Source organism: Marinobacter sp. V032, assembly GCF_052645435.1.
Window position 1 is genome coordinate 25,284 of the sequence record NZ_JBQXYE010000005.1, and the last position, 19,381, is coordinate 44,664.

19 protein-coding genes are annotated in these 19,381 nt (G+C 56.3%); 5 read left to right on the plus strand and 14 right to left on the minus strand.

The features are described from left to right. Positions 1-23: 23 nt before the first annotated feature. The 4 genes from lspA to murJ form a co-directional block, all read right to left on the minus strand. Positions 24-539, minus strand: a complete 516-nt coding sequence (gene lspA, locus ACUN9X_RS17170) for a signal peptidase II (RefSeq protein WP_260038007.1) — start codon at positions 537-539, stop codon at positions 24-26. Further along, positions 539-3,361, minus strand: coding sequence for an isoleucine--tRNA ligase (gene ileS, locus ACUN9X_RS17175; protein ID WP_445473867.1), 2,823 nt, complete (start codon positions 3,359-3,361; stop codon positions 539-541). Before ileS ends, lspA begins: the two co-directional genes overlap by 1 nt. Positions 3,362-3,442: 81 nt before the next feature. Beyond that, a complete protein-coding gene (gene ribF / locus ACUN9X_RS17180; protein ID WP_445473868.1) occupies positions 3,443-4,393 on the minus strand; it encodes a bifunctional riboflavin kinase/FAD synthetase in 951 nt (316 codons plus the stop codon). Positions 4,394-4,523: 130 nt separating this feature from the next. Continuing rightward, positions 4,524-6,104, minus strand: coding sequence for a murein biosynthesis integral membrane protein MurJ (gene murJ / locus ACUN9X_RS17185; protein WP_445473869.1), 1,581 nt, complete (start codon positions 6,102-6,104; stop codon positions 4,524-4,526). A gap of 282 nt (positions 6,105-6,386) precedes the next feature. Between murJ and rpsT the strand changes: the two genes are divergently transcribed. After that, positions 6,387-6,656, plus strand: a complete 270-nt coding sequence (gene rpsT, locus ACUN9X_RS17190; RefSeq protein ID WP_260038011.1) for a 30S ribosomal protein S20 — start codon at positions 6,387-6,389, stop codon at positions 6,654-6,656. 87 nt (positions 6,657-6,743) lie between these two features. Here rpsT and proB read toward each other — a convergent pair whose 3' ends face one another. From proB to rplU, 4 genes are all read right to left on the minus strand, one after another. Beyond that, entirely contained in the window at positions 6,744-7,868 is a 1,125-nt protein-coding gene (gene proB / locus ACUN9X_RS17195) for a glutamate 5-kinase (protein ID WP_260038236.1), read from the minus strand. A gap of 71 nt (positions 7,869-7,939) precedes the next feature. After that, positions 7,940-9,133 carry an Obg family GTPase CgtA gene (gene cgtA / locus ACUN9X_RS17200; RefSeq protein WP_260038012.1) on the minus strand — a complete coding sequence of 398 codons (1,194 nt, stop codon included), beginning with the start codon at positions 9,131-9,133 and terminating at the stop codon, positions 7,940-7,942. 139 nt (positions 9,134-9,272) lie between these two features. Then, entirely contained in the window at positions 9,273-9,533 is a 261-nt protein-coding gene (gene rpmA / locus ACUN9X_RS17205) for a 50S ribosomal protein L27 (RefSeq protein WP_260038013.1), read from the minus strand. Positions 9,534-9,567: 34 nt separating this feature from the next. After that, positions 9,568-9,879: a 50S ribosomal protein L21 gene (rplU, locus tag ACUN9X_RS17210; RefSeq protein ID WP_260038014.1), complete on the minus strand. Its 312-nt coding sequence runs from the start codon at positions 9,877-9,879 to the stop codon at positions 9,568-9,570. Between the two features lie 363 nt (positions 9,880-10,242). On the opposite strand from rplU, the gene ispB reads away from it, so the two are divergent. Further along, complete coding sequence (gene ispB / locus ACUN9X_RS17215; protein WP_260038015.1) at positions 10,243-11,211, plus strand: octaprenyl diphosphate synthase; 969 nt, start codon at positions 10,243-10,245, stop codon at positions 11,209-11,211. Between the two features lie 43 nt (positions 11,212-11,254). Here ispB and ACUN9X_RS17220 read toward each other — a convergent pair whose 3' ends face one another. Beyond that, positions 11,255-12,259 carry a glutathione S-transferase family protein gene (locus ACUN9X_RS17220; protein WP_260038016.1) on the minus strand — a complete coding sequence of 335 codons (1,005 nt, stop codon included), beginning with the start codon at positions 12,257-12,259 and terminating at the stop codon, positions 11,255-11,257. Positions 12,260-12,406: 147 nt separating this feature from the next. On the opposite strand from ACUN9X_RS17220, the gene ACUN9X_RS17225 reads away from it, so the two are divergent. Then, positions 12,407-13,333 (plus strand): LysR substrate-binding domain-containing protein, encoded by a 927-nt coding sequence (locus ACUN9X_RS17225; RefSeq protein ID WP_260038017.1) that lies wholly within the window; start codon positions 12,407-12,409, stop codon positions 13,331-13,333. 96 nt (positions 13,334-13,429) lie between these two features. Beyond that, positions 13,430-14,995: a WS/DGAT/MGAT family O-acyltransferase gene (locus ACUN9X_RS17230; RefSeq protein WP_260038018.1), complete on the plus strand. Its 1,566-nt coding sequence runs from the start codon at positions 13,430-13,432 to the stop codon at positions 14,993-14,995. A 28-nt stretch (positions 14,996-15,023) separates the two neighbouring features. Here the strand turns inward: ACUN9X_RS17230 and ACUN9X_RS17235 are convergent, their stop codons facing one another. Further along, positions 15,024-15,770: a DUF2057 domain-containing protein gene (locus ACUN9X_RS17235; RefSeq protein WP_260038019.1), complete on the minus strand. Its 747-nt coding sequence runs from the start codon at positions 15,768-15,770 to the stop codon at positions 15,024-15,026. 259 nt (positions 15,771-16,029) lie between these two features. Between ACUN9X_RS17235 and ACUN9X_RS17240 the strand changes: the two genes are divergently transcribed. Next, on the plus strand, positions 16,030-16,233 hold the full coding sequence (locus ACUN9X_RS17240) for a DUF6316 family protein (protein WP_260038020.1): 204 nt from the start codon (positions 16,030-16,032) through the stop codon (positions 16,231-16,233). A 26-nt stretch (positions 16,234-16,259) separates the two neighbouring features. Here ACUN9X_RS17240 and thiL read toward each other — a convergent pair whose 3' ends face one another. Genes thiL through ribBA form a run of 4 tightly spaced genes read right to left on the minus strand, consistent with a single transcriptional unit; the run spans position 16,260 to position 19,352 of the window. Next, positions 16,260-17,237, minus strand: a complete 978-nt coding sequence (gene thiL, locus ACUN9X_RS17245; RefSeq protein ID WP_347710205.1) for a thiamine-phosphate kinase — start codon at positions 17,235-17,237, stop codon at positions 16,260-16,262. A 4-nt stretch (positions 17,238-17,241) separates the two neighbouring features. Then, entirely contained in the window at positions 17,242-17,715 is a 474-nt protein-coding gene (gene nusB, locus ACUN9X_RS17250; protein ID WP_445473912.1) for a transcription antitermination factor NusB, read from the minus strand. Further along, positions 17,715-18,191: a 6,7-dimethyl-8-ribityllumazine synthase gene (ribH, locus tag ACUN9X_RS17255; RefSeq protein ID WP_260038021.1), complete on the minus strand. Its 477-nt coding sequence runs from the start codon at positions 18,189-18,191 to the stop codon at positions 17,715-17,717. Before ribH ends, nusB begins: the two co-directional genes overlap by 1 nt. A gap of 48 nt (positions 18,192-18,239) precedes the next feature. Continuing rightward, complete coding sequence (gene ribBA, locus ACUN9X_RS17260) at positions 18,240-19,352, minus strand: bifunctional 3,4-dihydroxy-2-butanone-4-phosphate synthase/GTP cyclohydrolase II (protein ID WP_260038022.1); 1,113 nt, start codon at positions 19,350-19,352, stop codon at positions 18,240-18,242. Between the last annotated feature and the right edge of the window lie 29 nt (positions 19,353-19,381).

Below are 19,381 nucleotides of genomic sequence, written 5' to 3' on the forward strand. Positions count from 1 at the left end.
GACCTCTGTTGGACGTAATACTTTCAGGACTGCGCCGTTTCCGACGGTTTCCTGAACATGTCGACCACCATCATGATGGCGCCAATCGTGATGGCGGTATCAGCAAGGTTGAACGCTGGGAAATGGTAGCTATTCCAGTAAAAGTGCAAAAAATCCACTACATACCCATGCACCACCCGATCATAGACATTACCAATGGCGCCACCCAGAATCAGTGCAATGGCCACAGCCATCCAGGTTTCATTAGCCTTCAGCGTAGCCAGCCAACGCACCAGCACTACGCTGACCACGGCTGCAAGCCCAACGAAGAACCAGCGCTGCCAGCCCGCTTCGCCTGCCAGAAAGCTGAATGCCGCGCCGGTGTTGTGCAGCAAGGTAAAGTTGAAGAACGACAACACCGGCACCGGCTCACCATACGTCAGAATAGCGGTAAACCAGGCCTTGGTACCCAGGTCGACAACAATTACGCCCAGCGCCAACCACAACCAACGCAACTGGCCGCGTCGCTTCTGCCCGGCAGGATTCAGTTCTGCGGCCATCAAGCGAACGCCCTCGCCTCTCCGCCACCGTCGATATTCTCGATGCAACGACCACAGAGCAGCGGATGCGCCTCGTGGCGCCCCACATCGCTGCGGTGATGCCAGCAACGATCACACTTGGCGTTTTCCGTCACTTTGACACCCACCCGCAGGCCTTCATAGGCACTCGTCTCGGCATCATCGCCAGCGGCCGAAATTGAAGCGACACGCGCTTCGGAGGTAATGAGTACGAAACGCAATTCGTTGCCGAGTGATTCCAGATCAGCCTTGAGGTCACTGTCGCAGAATAGGGTGACTTCGGCACTCAGAGAGCCTTTGATATCGCCGCGATTACGGGCTTCTTCCAGGCACTTGTTTACTGCTTCCTTAACGCCGTAGATTCTGCTCCAGAACTCACGCCCCATCAGCGCATCGTCCGCCATGGGTTCAAGGCCGGTGTACCAATCTTCAAGGAATACGCTTTCACCACGCTCACCCGGTAGATGCTGCCAGATTTCATCAGCGGTAAAGCTCAGGATTGGCGCGATCCAACGCACCAGTGCTTCGGCGACATGATAGAGCGCGGTCTGACAGGAGCGACGCGCCAGGCTGTCAGCCGGCGTGGTGTACTGACGGTCCTTGATGATATCGAGATAGAAGCCACCCAGTGTCGCTTCACAGACGTGATAGAGCTTCTGGTAAACCTTGAGGAACGCGTAATTCTCGTAATCCTCATTCAATGACGCTTGCACGACCAGCGCCTGATCCACCATCCAGCGATCCAGCGCCAGCATGTCTTCGGGCGCCACCAGGTGCTCCGCCGGATCGAACCCATTGAGGTTGCTCAACAGGAACCGCGCAGTGTTGCGGATACGGCGATAGCCGTCAGCAGTCTGACGCAGGATATCCTTGGATACCGTCATCTCACCGCTGTAATCGGTAGCCGCGACCCACAGACGCAGAATATCGGCACCAAGTTCGTTCATCACCTCTTGTGGCGCAATCACATTGCCCAGTGATTTGGACATTTTGCGACCCTTGCCATCAACTGTGAAACCGTGGGTCAGCACCTGCTTGTAAGGCGCAACGCCATTGATGGCAATTGATGTCTTGAGCGATGACTGGAACCAGCCCCGATGCTGGTCAGAGCCTTCAAGATATAGATCCGCAGGGAACTGTCCCAGCTCTTCGCGCTTGCGCAGCACAGAGGCGTGGGTCACGCCGGAGTCAAACCAGACGTCAAGAGTATCGGTCACCTTGTCGTATTGATCAGCCTCACTGCCCAGCAACTCTGCAGGTTCCAGGTCAAACCAGGCATCAATGCCGCCTTTCTCCACCCGCTTGGCCACAGATTCGATCAGGCTGGACGTGCCGGGATGCAGCTCCTGGGTTTCCTTGTGAATAAACAGTGTGATCGGCACACCCCAGGTACGCTGACGCGAGATACACCAGTCCGGTGACTGCTCAAGCATCGCCTCGATTCGGTTCTGACCCCATGCCGGTACCCAACGGACGCCCTTGATGGCCTCCAGTGCGTCGGCTTTCAGACCCTTGACGTCCATGCTGATAAACCACTGCGGCGTCGCACGGTAGATCAGTGGCGTCTTGGTCCGCCAGCAGTGGGGATAGCTGTGCTGGAATTTCTCGCTGTGAACCAGTTTGCCTTCCCGGGTCAAGGCCTCACAGATCGGATCATCGGTCTTGTAAACATGAATGCCGGCAAACTCGCCCGCCGCACTGGTATAGGTGCCATCCGCCTGCACCATGTTCAGCGTGCCGATGCCGTAGGCACGCCCTACCACGAAATCTTCCATACCATGATCGGGTGCAGTATGGACTGCGCCAGTACCGGCATCGGTTGACACGTGATCACCCAGGATCAACGGCACTTGCTTGTCGTAAAGCGGGTGTTGCAGCTGCGTGTGTTCGAGCACTTGCCCCCGACACGTTCCCAGCACCGTGTAGTCAGACACGCCCCAGCGCACCATGGTCGGCTCAACCAGGTCCGTTGCCAGAATTATCCGCTCGACGCCGGCTCCAACATCTGCCTGAACCAGCGAGTAATCGAACTCGGCGTTAATCGATACCGCCTGATTGGCCGGGATCGTCCAGGGCGTCGTGGTCCAGATCACAACAGAAACAGGACCTTCACCGCCCGGGTTGGCGAACAGGTCCAGTGCGGCACCCTGATCAACCACCGTAAATCGAACATCGATCTGGGTTGAGGTTTTGTCCTGATACTCGACTTCTGCTTCCGCCAGCGCAGACTGACCGACCACGCTCCAGTAAACCGGCTTGAAACCGCGCACGAGGTGGCCATTTTCAACGATCTGACCCAGCGCCCGGATGATGTCGGCCTCAACCTGAGGATCCATTGTCAGGTAAGGCTTGTCCCATGAACCCATGATGCCCAGACGGATAAAGTCAGCCTTCTGACCCTCGATCTGTTTCGCAGCGTAATCCCGGCAGGCCTGACGGAAGGTTTTATAATCGACCTTCACGCCGGCTTTGCCGATTTCCTGCTCTACCTTGTGCTCAATCGGCAGGCCATGACAGTCCCAACCAGGCACATAAGGTGCATCAAATCCCATAAAGCTGCGGGATTTGACGATCATATCCTTGAGGATTTTGTTCACCGCGTGACCGATGTGAATGCTGCCGTTGGCATACGGAGGCCCATCGTGAAGAATAAAGCGATCACGCCCCTCACGACTCTGGCGTAATTTGCCGTAGAGGTCAGAGTCCTGCCAGTGCTTGAGCATGTCAGGCTCACGCTTGGCGAGATTGCCGCGCATCGGAAAACCGGTTTCCGGCAGGTTCAGGGTGTGCTTGTAATCGCTCATAGTGCTCTGTCGGTCAGTAGTGAATCTTGAAATAGGGTTTAGAGCCTGGCAACGATGCCCGGTATTACGAGTCGTGCCAGGTCAATGCGCCGCAAGCCATGCCTGCGCATCGGCGAAATCCTGTTTAATCTGGGCCTGAAGCGCGTCGATTGAATCGAACTTCACTTCATCTCGCAAAGGGTGGCGAAATTCGACCCGTATCCGCTGGCCGTACAGTGTGCCAGCAAAGTCAAAAAGGTGCACTTCCAGTGACGGCCGGCGACCGTCAACGGTAGGTCTGAGACCGATATTGGCGACAGCATCACATGTTCGCCCATCTTCCAGCGTCACGGCCACGACAAAAACACCACGTGGCGGCGCCAGATGTTTGAGATTGATATTCGCTGTCGGCGCACCCAGTTGCCGCCCCAGCTGTCGGCCATATACCACTCGACCCGATATTGCATACCGGCGCCCCAGCAGCCCTTCGGCATCATCCAGCCTGCCCGCCGCCAAGGAATTCCGCACCCGCGTGCTGCTGACCCGCTCTGCGCCCACTGTGACGGTCAGGGTCTTTTCTACCGTAAATCCCGCATCAGGACCTACCTGTTTCAACAACTCGAAATCACCGGCCCGATCACAGCCGAAGCGGAAATCATCGCCAATGACCAGATGACGCGCCTGCAAGCCCTTCACCAGAATATCGTCAATAAACCCCATACCCGAGTACTGGCGGAACTGCTCGTCAAACCGGATGCACAATACGATATCCACACCCTGTGCCAGCAAAGCCTCGAATTTCTGCCGGAAACCGGTCAGGCGCGGCGGCGCATCTGCTTCCTGAAAAAACTCGCGGGGCTGAGGTTCAAAAATCATGACCACGCTGGGCAAACCCCGAGCTATCGCCTGCTCGCGCACCTGATCGATAATCGTCTGGTGACCACGATGTACGCCGTCAAAATTACCGATCGTCACCACGCATCCATCACGCAGCGGCGAGTCCGCTCGTGCAGAAAGTAAACGAAGGTTTGAGAGGCCTCGAATGAGCCGCATTAACAGCATACCTTTGCGGGGTGTGGACGATGTTGGCGATAAAACCAGCGATTATAAACGATCTGCGGCAGCGCGATAAGGTGCTGCCATGACAGGATGGGCAAACCGCCCGAAGGCGAGCCTTTCCCGGTTAATTCAGACGAAAATGGCGCAACCGGATACCCGAGGCCACCAACATCACAAAGTAAACAGCGACACCGGACGCAACTAGAACAGTCATCTCCTGTGTGCGCTGGAGGCCCGTCATGGTGAACCACGCGTCAACTGGCGATTTAAGCCAGATAATAATGGCGACGAGCGCGCCGTTTGCAACGCCCAACTGCAACAAAAACCGAAGCCAGTGCTTCTGACGACGCCAGGCGCCTTCCTTCTTTAGTCCTCGCCAAAGCAGCATTGCGTTCAGCCAGGCTGACAATGACGTGGCCAGCGCAAGCCCCGCGTGAGCCAATGGAAAAATCAGCGCAAGATTAAACGCCATATTGGCCACCATCGCGATAATCCCGATGCGCACCGGCGTGCGGGTGTCCTGGCGGGCAAAAAAACCGGGCGCCAACACCTTGATCAACATGAACGCCAACAGACCGGCAGAATAGGCTCGCAAGCTTTGAGCCGACATGATCACATCTCGCTCCACAACTTCCCCGTAGTGGAACAGCGTTGCAATCAACGGTTCAGCCAGCAACGCCAGCGCAATCGCTGCCGGCGCACCTATAAGCAAGATAGCCCGAATCGCCCAGTCTACGGTTTTGGCGAAATGCTCAGGCGACTCCGCCGCATGCTTGCGAGAAAGGTTGGGCAATATAACCGTCCCGATCGCCACACCGAATACACCCAGCGGCAACTCGGAAAGCCGGTCAGAGTAATAAAGCCAGGACACACTACCGGTTTGCAGGAAAGACGCCAGCACCGTGTCTAACAGGAGATTGATCTGGCTGACCGATACACCGAACAGCGCAGGCATCATCAGCCGCAGCACCCGACGCACGCCCTCATGCTGATAGTCGACCCGGGGCCTGGGCAACAACCCCAACCGCATCAGGAACGGCAACTGGAAAAACAACTGGAGCGCACCGGCGATCAACACCCCCCAGGCCAGCGCCATAATCGGCTCCTGCATCATCGGGGAAAGGAAAATGGCGGCCGCGATCATCGCCAGATTCAGCAACACAGGCGTGAACGCCGGTATGGCAAAACGGTCGTAACTGTTCAGTATTGCACCAGCGAAGGCCGTCAGCGAAATAAGCAAAAGATAGGGAAAGGTGATCCGCAGCATATCCGTTGCCATCGCAAACTTTTCGGCATCATCGGTAAAGCCCGGAGCAAACACCGTGGTAATGGCAGGAGCGCCGAGAATGGCGATCAGCGTGATACCCAGTAACACCAGTCCCAGTGTGCCCGCCACCGCATTCACCAAACGGCGAACATCGGACAACGACTCAGTGGTCCGGTAGGACGACAGCACCGGCACAAATGCCTGTGAAAACGCACCTTCGGCAAACAGCCGGCGCAGAAAGTTGGGAATCTTGAATGCCACGAAAAAGGCGTCAGCGCCGGCTCCGGCACCAAAATACCGTGCAATCACCATATCCCTGATCAGCCCGAGAACGCGGGAAAGCATGGTCATCACACCAACCACGCCAGATGAACGCAATAAACCCGAGACTTTAGGTACCTTTTTGCCGGGTTCGTGCGAAGGGTGTTCGGTGGCCATTCAAAGACGTCCCTGTGACAGACATTTGCTAAAGTGGGTAGACCAAGTGACTGGTGGCGCCCCGAGAAACAGCGCCGCGTCGGTTAACATTCTACAACCACGCCATGAAATCCGGGCGGAAGTCTACCACACAGGGGAATTGTGCCGGGAAGCAGCCAGTGTATGGAGCTTCCGCACTTGACATCACCGGTGTTAGGCGGCATGATTCCGCGTCATTTATTTCGAGGCGCTGACTGTCTGCGCGCCGGCGATTTTTCAGAAACAAATTTCAGGAGTTATACGGTGGCAAACTCTCCCCAGGCCCGTAAGCGCGCCCGTCAAAACGAGAAAAACCGCAAGCACAACGCTAGCCTGCGCTCAATGACCCGCACTTACATCAAAAAAGTTAACAGCAAGATCGAAGCTGGCAACTATGAAGAAGCTCAAGCTGCTTTTGTGACGACTCAGCCTGTCCTCGACAGCATGGTCAACAAAGGTATCTACGAGAAGAACAAGGTTGCTCGCCTGAAGAGCCGCATGGCTACCAAAATCAAGGCACTGAAAAGCGCCTGATATTTTGCACCCATGTTTGCATAAAAAAACCGGCTTCTAGCCGGTTTTTTTATGTTTCTGATCCAAGAACACCCGAAAAAGTTGCGATCAGACAATAACCAGATTATCACGATGAATCATTTCTTCATCTGATACATAACCCAGCACTTCCGCAATACGATCGCTCGATCGGCCGGCTATCTGACGTGCCTCGTCTGCGTCGTAATTTACCAGCCCACGCGCCACCTCGCGCCCGCCTTCATCTACGCAGGACACCATTTCACCTCGTCGAAAAACCCCGACAACAGACCGTACGCCCACCGGCAAGAGACTGCGCCCTCCACGACAAAGCACCTTGACAGCACCTTCATCCAGAGTCAGCTGCCCGCGGGTCTTCAAATGACTGGCGAGCCACTGCTTACGAGCCGCTATTCGACCTTGCTCGGGCAACAAAAGCGTTCCGACTGATTCTCCATCCCGAAGCCGCGACACCACATCCTCAATGCGACCACCAACGATGACAGTAAAGGCACCCGACCGCGCAGCAAGACGTGCAGCACGCACCTTGGTCTGCATACCACCACGCCCGAGAGCACCAGCGCCTCCGCCCGCCATTTCATCCAGAGTCGGATCGCTTGCATACCGCGAATCGACCAACCGGGCATCCGAGAATTTGCGGGGATCGCGATCAAACAATCCTTCCTGATCGGTCAGAATCACCAGACCGTCCGCCTCGACCAGATTGGCCACCAAGGCACCCAGCGTATCGTTGTCACCAAACCGTATTTCATCGGTTACGACCGTATCGTTCTCATTAACGATAGGCACGACACCCAGATCCAGGAGGGTTCTCAGCGTACTGCGCGCATTCAGATAGCGCTTGCGATCGGATAAATCATCGTGGGTGAGCAAAATCTGCGCGGAATGAATACCGTGCCGCTTGAACTGCGCCTCCCAGGTTTGCACCAACCCCATTTGCCCAACCGCGGCCGCGGCCTGAAGCTCATGCAAATGCTGTGGACGCACTGACCAGCCAAGCCGACTCATCCCCTCTGCCACGGAGCCCGAAGAGACCAGCACCACTTCGACGCCAGCCCGGATCAGGTCAGTCAGCTGGTCAACCCAGCCAGCCAGAGCCGTTACATCAAGCCCTTTGCCATCATTGGTCAGCAGCGCGCTGCCAATCTTTACCACCAGGCGGCGGGCGCCTTGCATTCGTTGACGTTCAGACATCATCACCTAACTACCTGACTCCTTGAACACAAATCCGCCGACAGTTAATCGCTTAACGCGAACAACCCGCATCACTCCGGCGCGTAGACTACCTCGACATCATAATCATCGTCGTCGTCATCAAGATCACTGTCATCCAGTCGGGCAGCACGTCGCGCCTGACGAAGGGCCTCAATTTGCGCCCTGGACTCCTCGTCCATTTTCCGGCGCAGAGCTGCTTCCCGCTCGGCCACTTCGGCGTTCTCAGCTTCTTCCTCGGCGCGTTGCTCGATCCAGCGCATTACCGCCTGCGACAGGGCCTTAGTACCCTCACCGCTCAACGCAGAGACCTGGAAAACAGGGCCTTCCCAGCCCAGCTCATCCACAATGCCCTGGCAGACAGCATCACGCTCGTCTTCCGGCAACATATCCAGCTTGTTGAACACCAGCCAGCGCTCACGCCCTGCCAGGGTTTCACTGAACTTGGTCAGCTCACCGGCGATAGCGCGCACATTGTCAGCAGGCGAGGACTCATCGACCGGCGCAACATCAACCAGATGCAGCAGTAACCGGGTCCGGACCAGATGCTTCAGGAAGCGAATCCCCAGACCCGCACCCTCGGCAGCGCCTTCAATCAAGCCGGGAATATCTGCCACCACAAAACTCTGATGCGCCTGCACACTCACCACACCGAGATTCGGAACCAGCGTGGTAAACGGATAATTGGCGACCTTCGGGCGAGCAGCAGAAACCGAGCGGATAAATGTTGATTTGCCGGCATTGGGCAAACCCAGCAACCCTACATCCGCCAACACTTTCAATTCCAATCCGAGATTGCGAATTTCACCGGGCGTCCCTTTGGTCGTCTGACGGGGCGCACGATTGACTGATGACTTGAAGCGGGTGTTACCAAGCCCATGAAAACCGCCCTGCGCGACCTTCAGGCGATCACCCGCGCGGGTAAGATCGCCCAGCACCTCGTTGGTATCCACATCCAGAACAGTGGTTCCGACGGGTACTTGCAGCACCAGATCCTCACCTTTAACGCCAGAGCAGTTGCGACCGCGACCACCCTCACCGGTTTGTGCCTTGTACGAGCGCTGAAAACGATAGTCGACCAGCGTGTTGAGCGAGTTGTCAGCCTCAAGAAAAACGGAGCCACCGTCTCCGCCATCACCGCCGTCCGGGCCACCTCTGGGAACATACTTTTCACGCCGGAAACTCAGGCAGCCGTGGCCACCGTTACCTGCCTGCACGCGAATGGTAGCTTCATCTACGAACTTCATAGTTCTGCCTGCCCGGGATCTGGTGCCCGCTTATTGAAAAAGAATAAATCAAAAGAATAGACCGCTATACGAAAAAGCCCCGCAGGCTCTTGATGAGGCTGCGGGGCTTTCAGGAACTGCAGTGTCTGCAACGCGCCCCTTACTGGGCCGGGGTGATCGTCACAAACTTGCGGTTCTCAGGGCCTCGGGTCACGAAAGACACAACGCCGTCTGCCTTGGCAAACAGTGTGTGGTCACGACCCAGACCTACATTACTACCAGCGTGGAAACGGGTGCCACGCTGACGAACGATGATGCTGCCCGCTGATACGGTCTCGCCACCGAAGCGCTTCACACCAAGTCGTTTCGACTCGGAATCGCGACCGTTACGGGTACTACCTGCTGCTTTTTTATGAGCCATGACTAGCCTCCTCTGTTACAGGGTTACGAGAGCCTCAGCCCTTGATGCCCGTGATCTTGACTTCAGTAAACCACTGACGGTGGCCCTGACGCTTCATGGAATGCTTCCGACGACGGAACTTGATGATCTGGATCTTGTCACCACGACCGTGACGCACAACTTCTGCAGTCACAGCAGCACCAGCAACAACCGGATCACCAACTTTAACGTCATCACCATTCGCAACCAGCAGTACACGGTCAAACTCGACAGTACCGCCAGTTTCAACTTCAATTTTTTCCAGCTTCAGGGTTTCGCCTTCCACTACACGGTGCTGCTTACCACCGCTTACGATCACTGCGTACATGCTAATCTCCGCTTTAATAACAGGCCTCGCGCATAATCGCGGACCAGTTTTCTACCCATCCCTGCTCTTTAATCCACCTGGTTCTAAGGGAAGCGCTCTGGCAACCCTAGATAGCAGGGAGCGCAGGTTGGGATGAGTTAGGGCGCGCAATTGTACGAAAACAGCACTGGTTTAGCAAGGTCGCGGGGTGTTAATTCTTTAGCTGTCCCAGTGAGTGAATACCACCATTACCGGGCAGACCACAACATGATGGAGAGCCTGCTTTGCGATCCGCCCAAAAAACGTTATATGAGCCTAAGTTGACACACCTACACGCAATACCTAGCATTGCCGCGTCCTACCAAAAATCACCGGATCAGCCGCATGACAGCGCAGCGCATCTATAACACCGTCGCGGACGACTTCACCCGCGTCAATGAACTGATTACCCGTCGTCTTTCGTCCGACGTGCCTCTGGTCGAAAAAATCGCCCAGTACATCGTTGACAGCGGAGGCAAACGACTGCGGCCATTGCTGGTTTTGCTCACCTCTCGTGCGCTCGGCTATCAGGGTGACGACCACCTTAAACTCGCCGCCGTAATCGAGTTTCTGCATACCGCTACCCTGCTGCACGACGATGTTGTGGATACATCTGACCTGCGCCGCGGCAAAACCACCGCCAACGCCCGTTGGGGCAACGCGCCCAGCGTTCTGGTCGGCGACTTCCTCTATTCCCGCGCCTTTCAGATGATGGTCGAGCTCGACCGGATGCCGGTAATGGATGTGCTTTCCAACGCGACGGCGGTTATCGCCGAAGGCGAAGTCCTGCAGCTGATGAACATGAAGAATCCGGATGTTCCGGAAAGTCAGTATATGACCGTCATCCACAACAAGACGGCCATGCTGTTCGAGGCAGCCTCTCACGCCGGTGCACTGCTGGCCGACGCAAACCCGGACGATGTCAGCAGGCTTCAGGCATACGGAAAACATCTGGGGCTGGCATTCCAGCTGGTTGACGATGTACTCGATTACCGGGGTGACGCGGACACCATGGGCAAGAATGTTGGCGATGATCTGGCGGAAGGAAAACCAACCCTGCCACTGATCTTCGCAATGGCAAACGCCGGAGAAGACGACCGACAGCTTATCCGCAACGCGATCCGCAAAGGCGGACTGGATCATCTCGAGAGCATCCTTGCGATCGTCGAGCGATCCGGCGCCCTGGACTACACCGTTGAGCGCGCCCGCCAGGAAGCGGCTAAAGCGCGACAGTGCGTTGAATCACTTCCGGAATCAGATCATAAAACCGCACTGGTCTTGCTGACTGAAGTCGCCGTTGCCCGCACAGCCTGACACAGCTGATGTTCTGCCTGCTGCAACAGCAGGCAGAACGCCATCACACCGATAGCTGCCCCTGCCCGATCTGCTCCCGATGATGCGGAGCATCAAAATCAAGCGCCGGCCCGACTGGAACAATCTGCGTTGGATTAACCGTCCGCTGACTGACGTAGTAATGTCGCTTGATCTGACCGATATCCACTGTGCCGGCAACCCCGGGCACCTGATACAGCTCCCTGAGATAGCCCGACAGATGCGGAAAATCGGCCAAACGCTGACGATTACACTTGAAGTGCGAGTAGTAGACGGCATCGAAGCGGATCAATGTGGTAAACAGTCGCCAATCCGCTTCGGTCAGCTCACTGCTGATCAGATAGCGCGATTGCGACAGCCGCTGATCAAGCCAGTCCAGCGATTCGAACAATTCCCCGTAGGCCTTTTCATAGGCATCCTGAGCGGTGGCGAAACCTGCTTTGTATACGCCGTTATTGACGGTGTTATAGACCCGGTCGTTGACCGCATCAATATCCGCCCGCAATTGCTCCGGATAGAAATCCAGACCTGAATCCACGCCCTCCAGATCATCGAAAGCACTATTGAACATTCGGATGATCTCGGCAGACTCGTTGCTGACGATCACACCCTGCTCTTTGTCCCACAGCAGCGGCACCGTCACCCGGCCGGTATAGTCCGCCGTATCTGTGGTGTAGACCTCATGCAGATACCGCTTACCGTTTATATTGTCAGAGTGAGCGGCATTGTCCGGGCGAAATTCCCAGCCATTCTCCAGCATGTCCGGATGCACCACTGATACACTGATGTGCGCCTCCAACCCCTTGAGCACACGAAATATTAGCGTCCGGTGCGCCCAGGGACAGGCCATGGACACATACAGATGATAGCGTCCGGAAACAGCCGGGAAACTTTTGGAGCTTTGCGGACCGGGACTGCCATCCGGCGTCACCCAGTGCCGGAATCCTGCCTGCTCACGCTCGAACTTGCCGCCGGACTTACTGGTGTCGTACCACTTATCCTGCCAAACACCATCCACTAACAATCCCATAACGCCTCCTCAATTCGCTGATTCACCTGCAGCACCACTGCAAGCCGGAACAATCCAGGGCCGAACTGGCCAATGAATCCAGACTACGACTACACTAAGTAGCATTCAAACGCCTAATTCTGTCCAAATTCCTCAGATAAACTGAACATGCATAACGCCATTACCATTGACGCGCTTAAAGTACTGGATGCGATTGACCGAAAAGGGAGCTTTGCCGGCGCTGCAAACGCGCTTTTCCGGGTTCCTTCGGCTATCAGCTATACCGTTCAGAAACTCGAAGACGACCTCAAGGTCGAAATCTTTGACCGATCAGGACATCGTGCTGTTCTCACACCTGCCGGACGCTATCTGCTCGACCAGGGCCGAAATCTGCTCGACGCCACCGACGCCCTGGCCCATGCTACCCGGCAAGTCGCTCAAGGGTGGGAAACACGGTTGAAAATCGCCCTGAACACCTTGCTGCCAGCAGAATCACTGTTCCCCGCAATCCGTCAGTTTCAGAGCCTGAATATCCCGGTTGAAATCCAGTTGGTTGAAGAGGTGTTTGCCGGCGCCTGGGATGCGTTACAAAGCCGAAGAGTTGATCTCGTTTTTGGCGCAGATAACATCAGCCGCCCTGCCGGGCCGTTCACCACAACCTCCATTGGCGAAGTGCCGTTCATTTACGCCGTTGCCCCTGACCACCCTCTGGCACAAATCGAAGGCACGGTCGATGAGGACGTCATAGCCCGCTATCCCGCCGTGGTTGCTGCCGACAGCTCACGCACGCTTCAACCCTGGTCAGCCGGGATATTTTCTCGCCAACGCACACTGACCGTATCCAATATCGACCAGAAGATCAGCGCCCAGGTGGCGGGCCTCGGCGTGGGCTGGCTTCCCGAGGCCCGCGTTCGGGAACACATTGAGACCGGGCGACTGGTGGAAATCGAGATCAATTCATCACGCCAGCCCGTTATCCTGAACCTTGCCCGTCACCAGGATGATCAGGGTAAAGCACTGATGTGGTTCTGGGATACACTCAGTCAACCCGGCCAATTTGGTCGCTGGGTCAATCCACTCAACTCGCCGGCGTGACGTCAATCTGGCCTGAAAAAGCCCCATCTTGCGCTCGACGTAGCGCATTCGGCAGCGCAAAATAGCCTGCCATGTCGTCATAACAGGGAGTGATTCATGCGGCAGTTGTCCGAGCTGGACGCCTCGTTTCTGTATCTGGAATCCGATACTGCACCGATGCACATCGGCGGCATTTATATTTTTGACGGTGAGGGGCGAGAAGCGCCGCTGCCGTTCAGCACATTCGTCTCCTACCTGCGAAGCCGGCTGCATGTCGTGCCTTTATTCCGGGAAAAACTCCGCGAAGTGCCTTTGCGCCTGGGTCATCCCTACTGGATTGATGACGCGGATTTCAGCATTGAGCGCCACCTGGCCTACGTCAAAATGGGCGAGCGGAACGACGAGTCGAGCCTGATGGCACTGGCATCCCGCATCATGCAGGAGCCCCTGAAACGGGATCGCCCTTTGTGGCACATCACTTTTGTTGATGGCCTTCGCTCACCCGGAAAAAAAGCCGGCGATCCCGATGACGCCCTGGGTTTTGCCTTGATAGTGCGCCTGCATCACGCAGCCATAGACGCCTTCAGTGGCGAAGAAATCATGGGCAAACTACTGGAGTACAGCCCGACACCTGATCCGATAAAGCCGCCCCAGCCCTGGCATCCTCGCCCCGCCCCTTCCGACGAGCGAGCGCTAATGCAAGTCGGTGCTAATTTCATTCGCAAGCCGTTCAGAATGGCCTCAGTTGCCGCAACGGCAATTGAAGCGACAACACTGGGCATGATCCAGAAACAAATGCGCAAACTGCCACTGCCGTTTCCGCTATTCTCCGCGCCACACAGCCCGTTTAACCGCCAGATCACCGCCAACAGGAAGATACTCGGGAGCACTCTGCCACTCTCCCGCCTGAAAGCAGTCAAGGCGAGTCTCGGTGATGTCACACTGAACGACGTGGTGCTTGGTTTATGCGCTGAGGTATTGCGCCGCTATATGGAAGAACACGGCGCTGATCTGGAGCGGCCACTGGTTGCCATGACACCGGTGTCAGTCCGCTCCAAGAGTTTGCGGCGCCCCACTGGTAACCAGATGTCCGCCATGCTGCTCAACCTGGCGACCGATGAACCTGACCCGGCCCGACGCATTCGGTTAATCCACTGGAATGCAGTGGCATCCGAGCCCTACCAGGAAGCCATTGCGGCGGATCGCCTCACCGAAATGGTGCCGTCAACGATGCTGGCACTGTCAGCGCGACTGTACAGCGAGCTCCAACTCGCTCAGCGTTATCAACCGGTGTTCAATGTTCCGATCACCAACGTGCCTGGCCCACAGGTTCCGCTTTATCTGCAAGGCACTCGCCTGGCGCGCCAGTACAACACGGCGCCTTTATTCGACAGCATGGGCCTGGTCATCGTTGCGGTGAGTTATGAAGGTCGGCTGACCCTTAACTTTTCGATTTGCCCGGATGTAGTCCCCGATGGCGAGCGGCTGACAGCGTTGCTTGAACCCTGCCTGCTCGACATCGAAAAAGCCGCTGCAACCCTGCCGGCAGAGTCTGCGCCGGAACAAAGCAGTAACAACCGTAACCCAACGCTGGTTAATGAGGCGCTAAATCTGGCAGAAGCTATGGTCCAGAAATCACTGCGGCGGTTCAGAAAACAGGAGAGGTCGGGTGGCGGCAGATAGCCGCCACCCGGAAAGAGGCTAGCCGGCTTTACTCGAAAGCCCAGCGCAAAAAGTTTTTCTTGTCTTCGGCAGACGCCCTTTCCCACAGCACTTTGAGCCCTTCAAGCGTCGGCAATCCATTCTCGACCGGCGCTGCAGGCGCAGATGTTGCTGTAGTAGAGGAGGTTGAAGCAGGCTTTGACGCAGTCGCCGCAGCCGCTCCACCGGCTGCGGCAGCACCTGCCGTCGCTGGTGCCGAACTCAGTGTCGGAAGTTGCGGGCGCTGAGCAACATAAGGCTTGGCAACAGCAACCTGCCGCTTCTGCTCGTCAATGACTTTTGCCTCAAAATGGGCAACCTGCTGCTCCGCTTCCCGCTTGTTCTTGGGCTCCGCCACTGCAAAAGTGTACTCTTCGCCAGCTTTCACATTGATGACCACTTGCTGCGGTTCGGTCTTGACGACGTGAACCTTGGACTCGCCATTGTCCACCACCGTCTTTTTGGCCCAAATTGTTTGATGGGTAAAGACAACCGTGTTTTCTCCTGGCAGCAGTTCATAATCGAGGGCCAGATCTTCCATCAGATAGCGGCTCATTTCCTTGCCGTTTACCGAGCTCACATTGATATTGGCCGGCGCATGGAGAATGCCGATCTGATCGGAGTCAGCAGAGGGGCCATCCCAAGTCTGCACATTTTTCAACCCACCACTGCAGCCAGCCAACCCCAGCACAACCAGTGCCAGCATCAATACTTTGGAATACCCCTTTACTCTCAGCCCGCAATCACCTGACGACATGAAAACCTCTCGTATTCGTGGCAGTGGCCGGCAGCCACCCTTTAGATGTGTGAATGACTCCGCATTCTGACGACTGCTTTTATCAAGCGCAAGCTAGCCAGCGGCCTCATATCAAGGTTCACCGTTCACTCCCGTCAACTATTCGTCAATTCGCTAAGGTTTTAATTGAAATCGGTGAAATTTGAATTAAATTTGACAGAACGGCATGACAATTTACTTCCCCGAAGTCAAACCATACCTGCGGGGCAGGAGAAAGCGTATGGATACCCAGATCAGAAGCGGTGAATCAGGCCCAATCCCCTTTCGCAGCAGTCGTTTTTTTTGTGTCGGCGGAAAGTGGTACTTCACCACCCGTGAAGGTTTTGACAGCGGCCCCTTTGCCTCAAGAGAAAGAGCCGACATAGGCCTGCGGCGCTTTTTGCACGTAGCCAGCATGATTCCGATGAGCGCGGCTATGCATTAAACGCTCGGCGACTACCAGACGTTATCTCACTCGGGAAGGTCACTGGCGAAATGATCGAACCCGGCAAACGCGGATGCGCCTGCAACAGGGCCGTTCTCAACGGCTATGCCTTTGCCGGTACACGTCTCTCCGATGATCGTTACGCCATCCGGCAGCGTTTCGTGAATGGTCCCCCATGTTTGCGGCTCAATCGTGAAACAAAGCTCGTAGTCATCTCCACCTGTTAACCCATAGCTGACCGCCCTGTCTGCGGCAACACGCTTGAGCGCCCCGGACAAGGGCAGCTTCGCTGCATCCAGCTTGGCACCGCACCCCGACATCGCCAACACATGCCCGAGATCTGCAAGGAGCCCGTCCGAGATATCAATCATGGCAGTTACGTGGCGCCTCAGTTTCTGACCCAATGCCACGCGGGGAATCGGCCGGTGATATCGCTGAAGGACTGATTGCACATCCGTCGATGGGTCGGCGGCATCGAGCCAGTCCAGCGCAGCCCGCGCCTCACCGAGTGCGCCCGAGACCCCGATAAGCTGGCCCGGTGCGGCACCACTTCGGCGCACACCTTCGCCTTCAGGCACGATGCCATGAACCTGTACAGTTAACGTCAGCGGTCCACGCGTGGTGTCGCCCCCTGCCAGAGCAATACCCAAAACGCGAGCAGCATCACCCAACCCTCGCCCGAAAGCACGAAGCCAGCTGTTGTCAGTTGATGGCAGCGAGATCGCCAGGGTAAAACATACCGGAGACGCTCCCATTGCGGCGAGATCGCTGACGGCAGCAGCCAGTGCGCGGTAAGCCAGATAATCGGGAGCATAATGCGGAGGGAAATGAACACCCTCAACCAGAGTGTCCACTGAAAAAACCAGCTGATGGCCTGCGGGAATCGACTGTATTGCACAGTCATCCCCGGGGCCCAAAATAACATCCGGATGCTGAAATGCTTGAGCGGCCGGCTCGAAAACCTGACGAATCAGCTCAAACTCGCGCATCGGCCGGTCACCCATCACACTACCGCGGGCGGGTTTCAGCGAGGCGCAGGCGGCGGCTTAACTTGTCCAGCACGCTGTTAACGAACTTATGACCTTCAGTTCCACCAAACCGTTTCGCCAGCTCGATCCCTTCATTGATCACGACCCGGTAAGGCACGTCCATGCGATGCTTGAGCTCATAGGCACCAATCCGGACAATCGCCAACTCGATGGTATCCACCTCTCCCAGCGGGCGATCCAGAAACGGCTCGATCTGTTTATCGAGGTCCGCCTGCTCACGATGAACACCGCGCAACAGATCCCGGAAATAAGCCGAATCAGTGCGTGACATGTCATTATCCACCATGAACTCGGCTTCAATGTCCGTCACCGACGACTTGGAATAGTGGCGATGGTAGAGCGCCTGCATCGCGAGTATGCGCGCTCGCCTGCGTTCGCCAGCCTTGGGTGCCGATGGCTTGCCCTCAGCTGGCGCCTGGTCCTGATCGGTCATCATTCACCTATCTTCTTGAAGAGGCTGACCATTTCCAGCGCGGTAACGGCGGCTTCGGCCCCTTTGTTTCCGGCCTTGGTGCCCGAACGCTCGATCGCCTGCTCAATTGAATCCACAGTCAGCACACCGAAGGCAACTGGCACGTCAGTTTCAAGGCTCACCGCGCCCAGACCACTGGCTGCTTCGCCCGCAACGTACTCAAAGTGCGGGGTTCCGCCGCGAATAACGGCACCCAAAGCAATAATCGCATCATAGTGTCCGGTTTCAGCAACACGCTTGACCGCCAGCGGCATTTCATAGGCACCGGGCACACGCACCACGGTGATGTTCGCATCTTCGATTCCGTAACGACGCAGGGTATCAATCGCGCCACTCACCAGGCTTTCGACCACAAATGCGTTAAAGCGACCAACAACCAGCGCGTAGGAGCCGCCGCATTGTGTGAAATCGCCTTCGAGAGTTTTAATATCGGCCATGCCAGACTCCTGTGTCGGACCCCGCGATAACGCGGAGCCCTGGTTAAATTAGGGGTTGTAGGGAAGGTATTCGACAACTTCCAGATCAAAACCGGAAATGGCCGAGAATTTGATAGGCGCGCTCAGCAACCGCATCTGGCTAACCCCCAGATCCCGCAGAATCTGTGAGCCTGTCCCTACCGTAAAGTACACACCCGAACTTCCTTTGGTCGCCGGCTGCAAACCTTCATCAAAAAATTCGTGAATTCTGTCTTCAAGATTGTAGCTGTCTTCAGCACTGTTCAGGAGGACGACAACACCGCGCCCCACCTCAGCGACTTTCTCAAGTGCACGATGCAGCGGCCAGCTGTGAGAGCCGCTGCGTCTGGCTCCCAATAGATCCCGCATGGTATCGGTTATGTGCACTCGCACCAGGACAGGCTCACCTCCTTTGACATCACCCATCGTGAGCGTCAGGTGCGTACGCCCCTGAATGGTGTCCCGATAGGTCCGCAGTTGGAAAATGCCGTATTCGGTATCCAGATCATACTCTTCGACACACTCGATCGTGCGCTCGTGCAGCGTACGGTAGTGAATCAGGTCAGCGATGGTTCCGATCTTCAGATCATGCTCTTCGGCAAACGCTTCGAGGTCAGGCCGACGCGCCATGGTGCCGTCTTCGTTCATGATTTCGCAGATCACCCCGGCAGGCTCGGCGCCTGCAAGCGCCGCGAGATCACAGGACGCCTCGGTATGACCGGCACGACTCAATACGCCGCCGGGATCGCTCATCAACGGGAAGATATGCCCCGGCTGCACAATGTCCGATGCTTTGGCGCCTTTCGCGACTGCGGCCTGGACCGTGCGCGCTCTGTCAGCTGCTGAAATACCGGTGGTCACCCCTTCACGTGCCTCGATAGACAAGGTGAACTTGGTACCAAACCCAGAAGCGTTCTGGTGCACCATTAGCGGCAGAGCCAACTGTTCGCAGCGCTGACGGGTCATTGGCATGCAGATCAGACCACGACCAAAACGTGCCATGAAGTTAATGGCCTCTGCCGTGCAGAATTCGGCGGCCATAACCAGATCGCCCTCATTCTCGCGATCCTCATCATCCATCAGGATCACCATTTTGCCCTGACGAATATCTTCAATAATCTCTTCAATACTGTTCAGTGCCATAGAACGTTGCACCCTTTGGTAAATTGGCC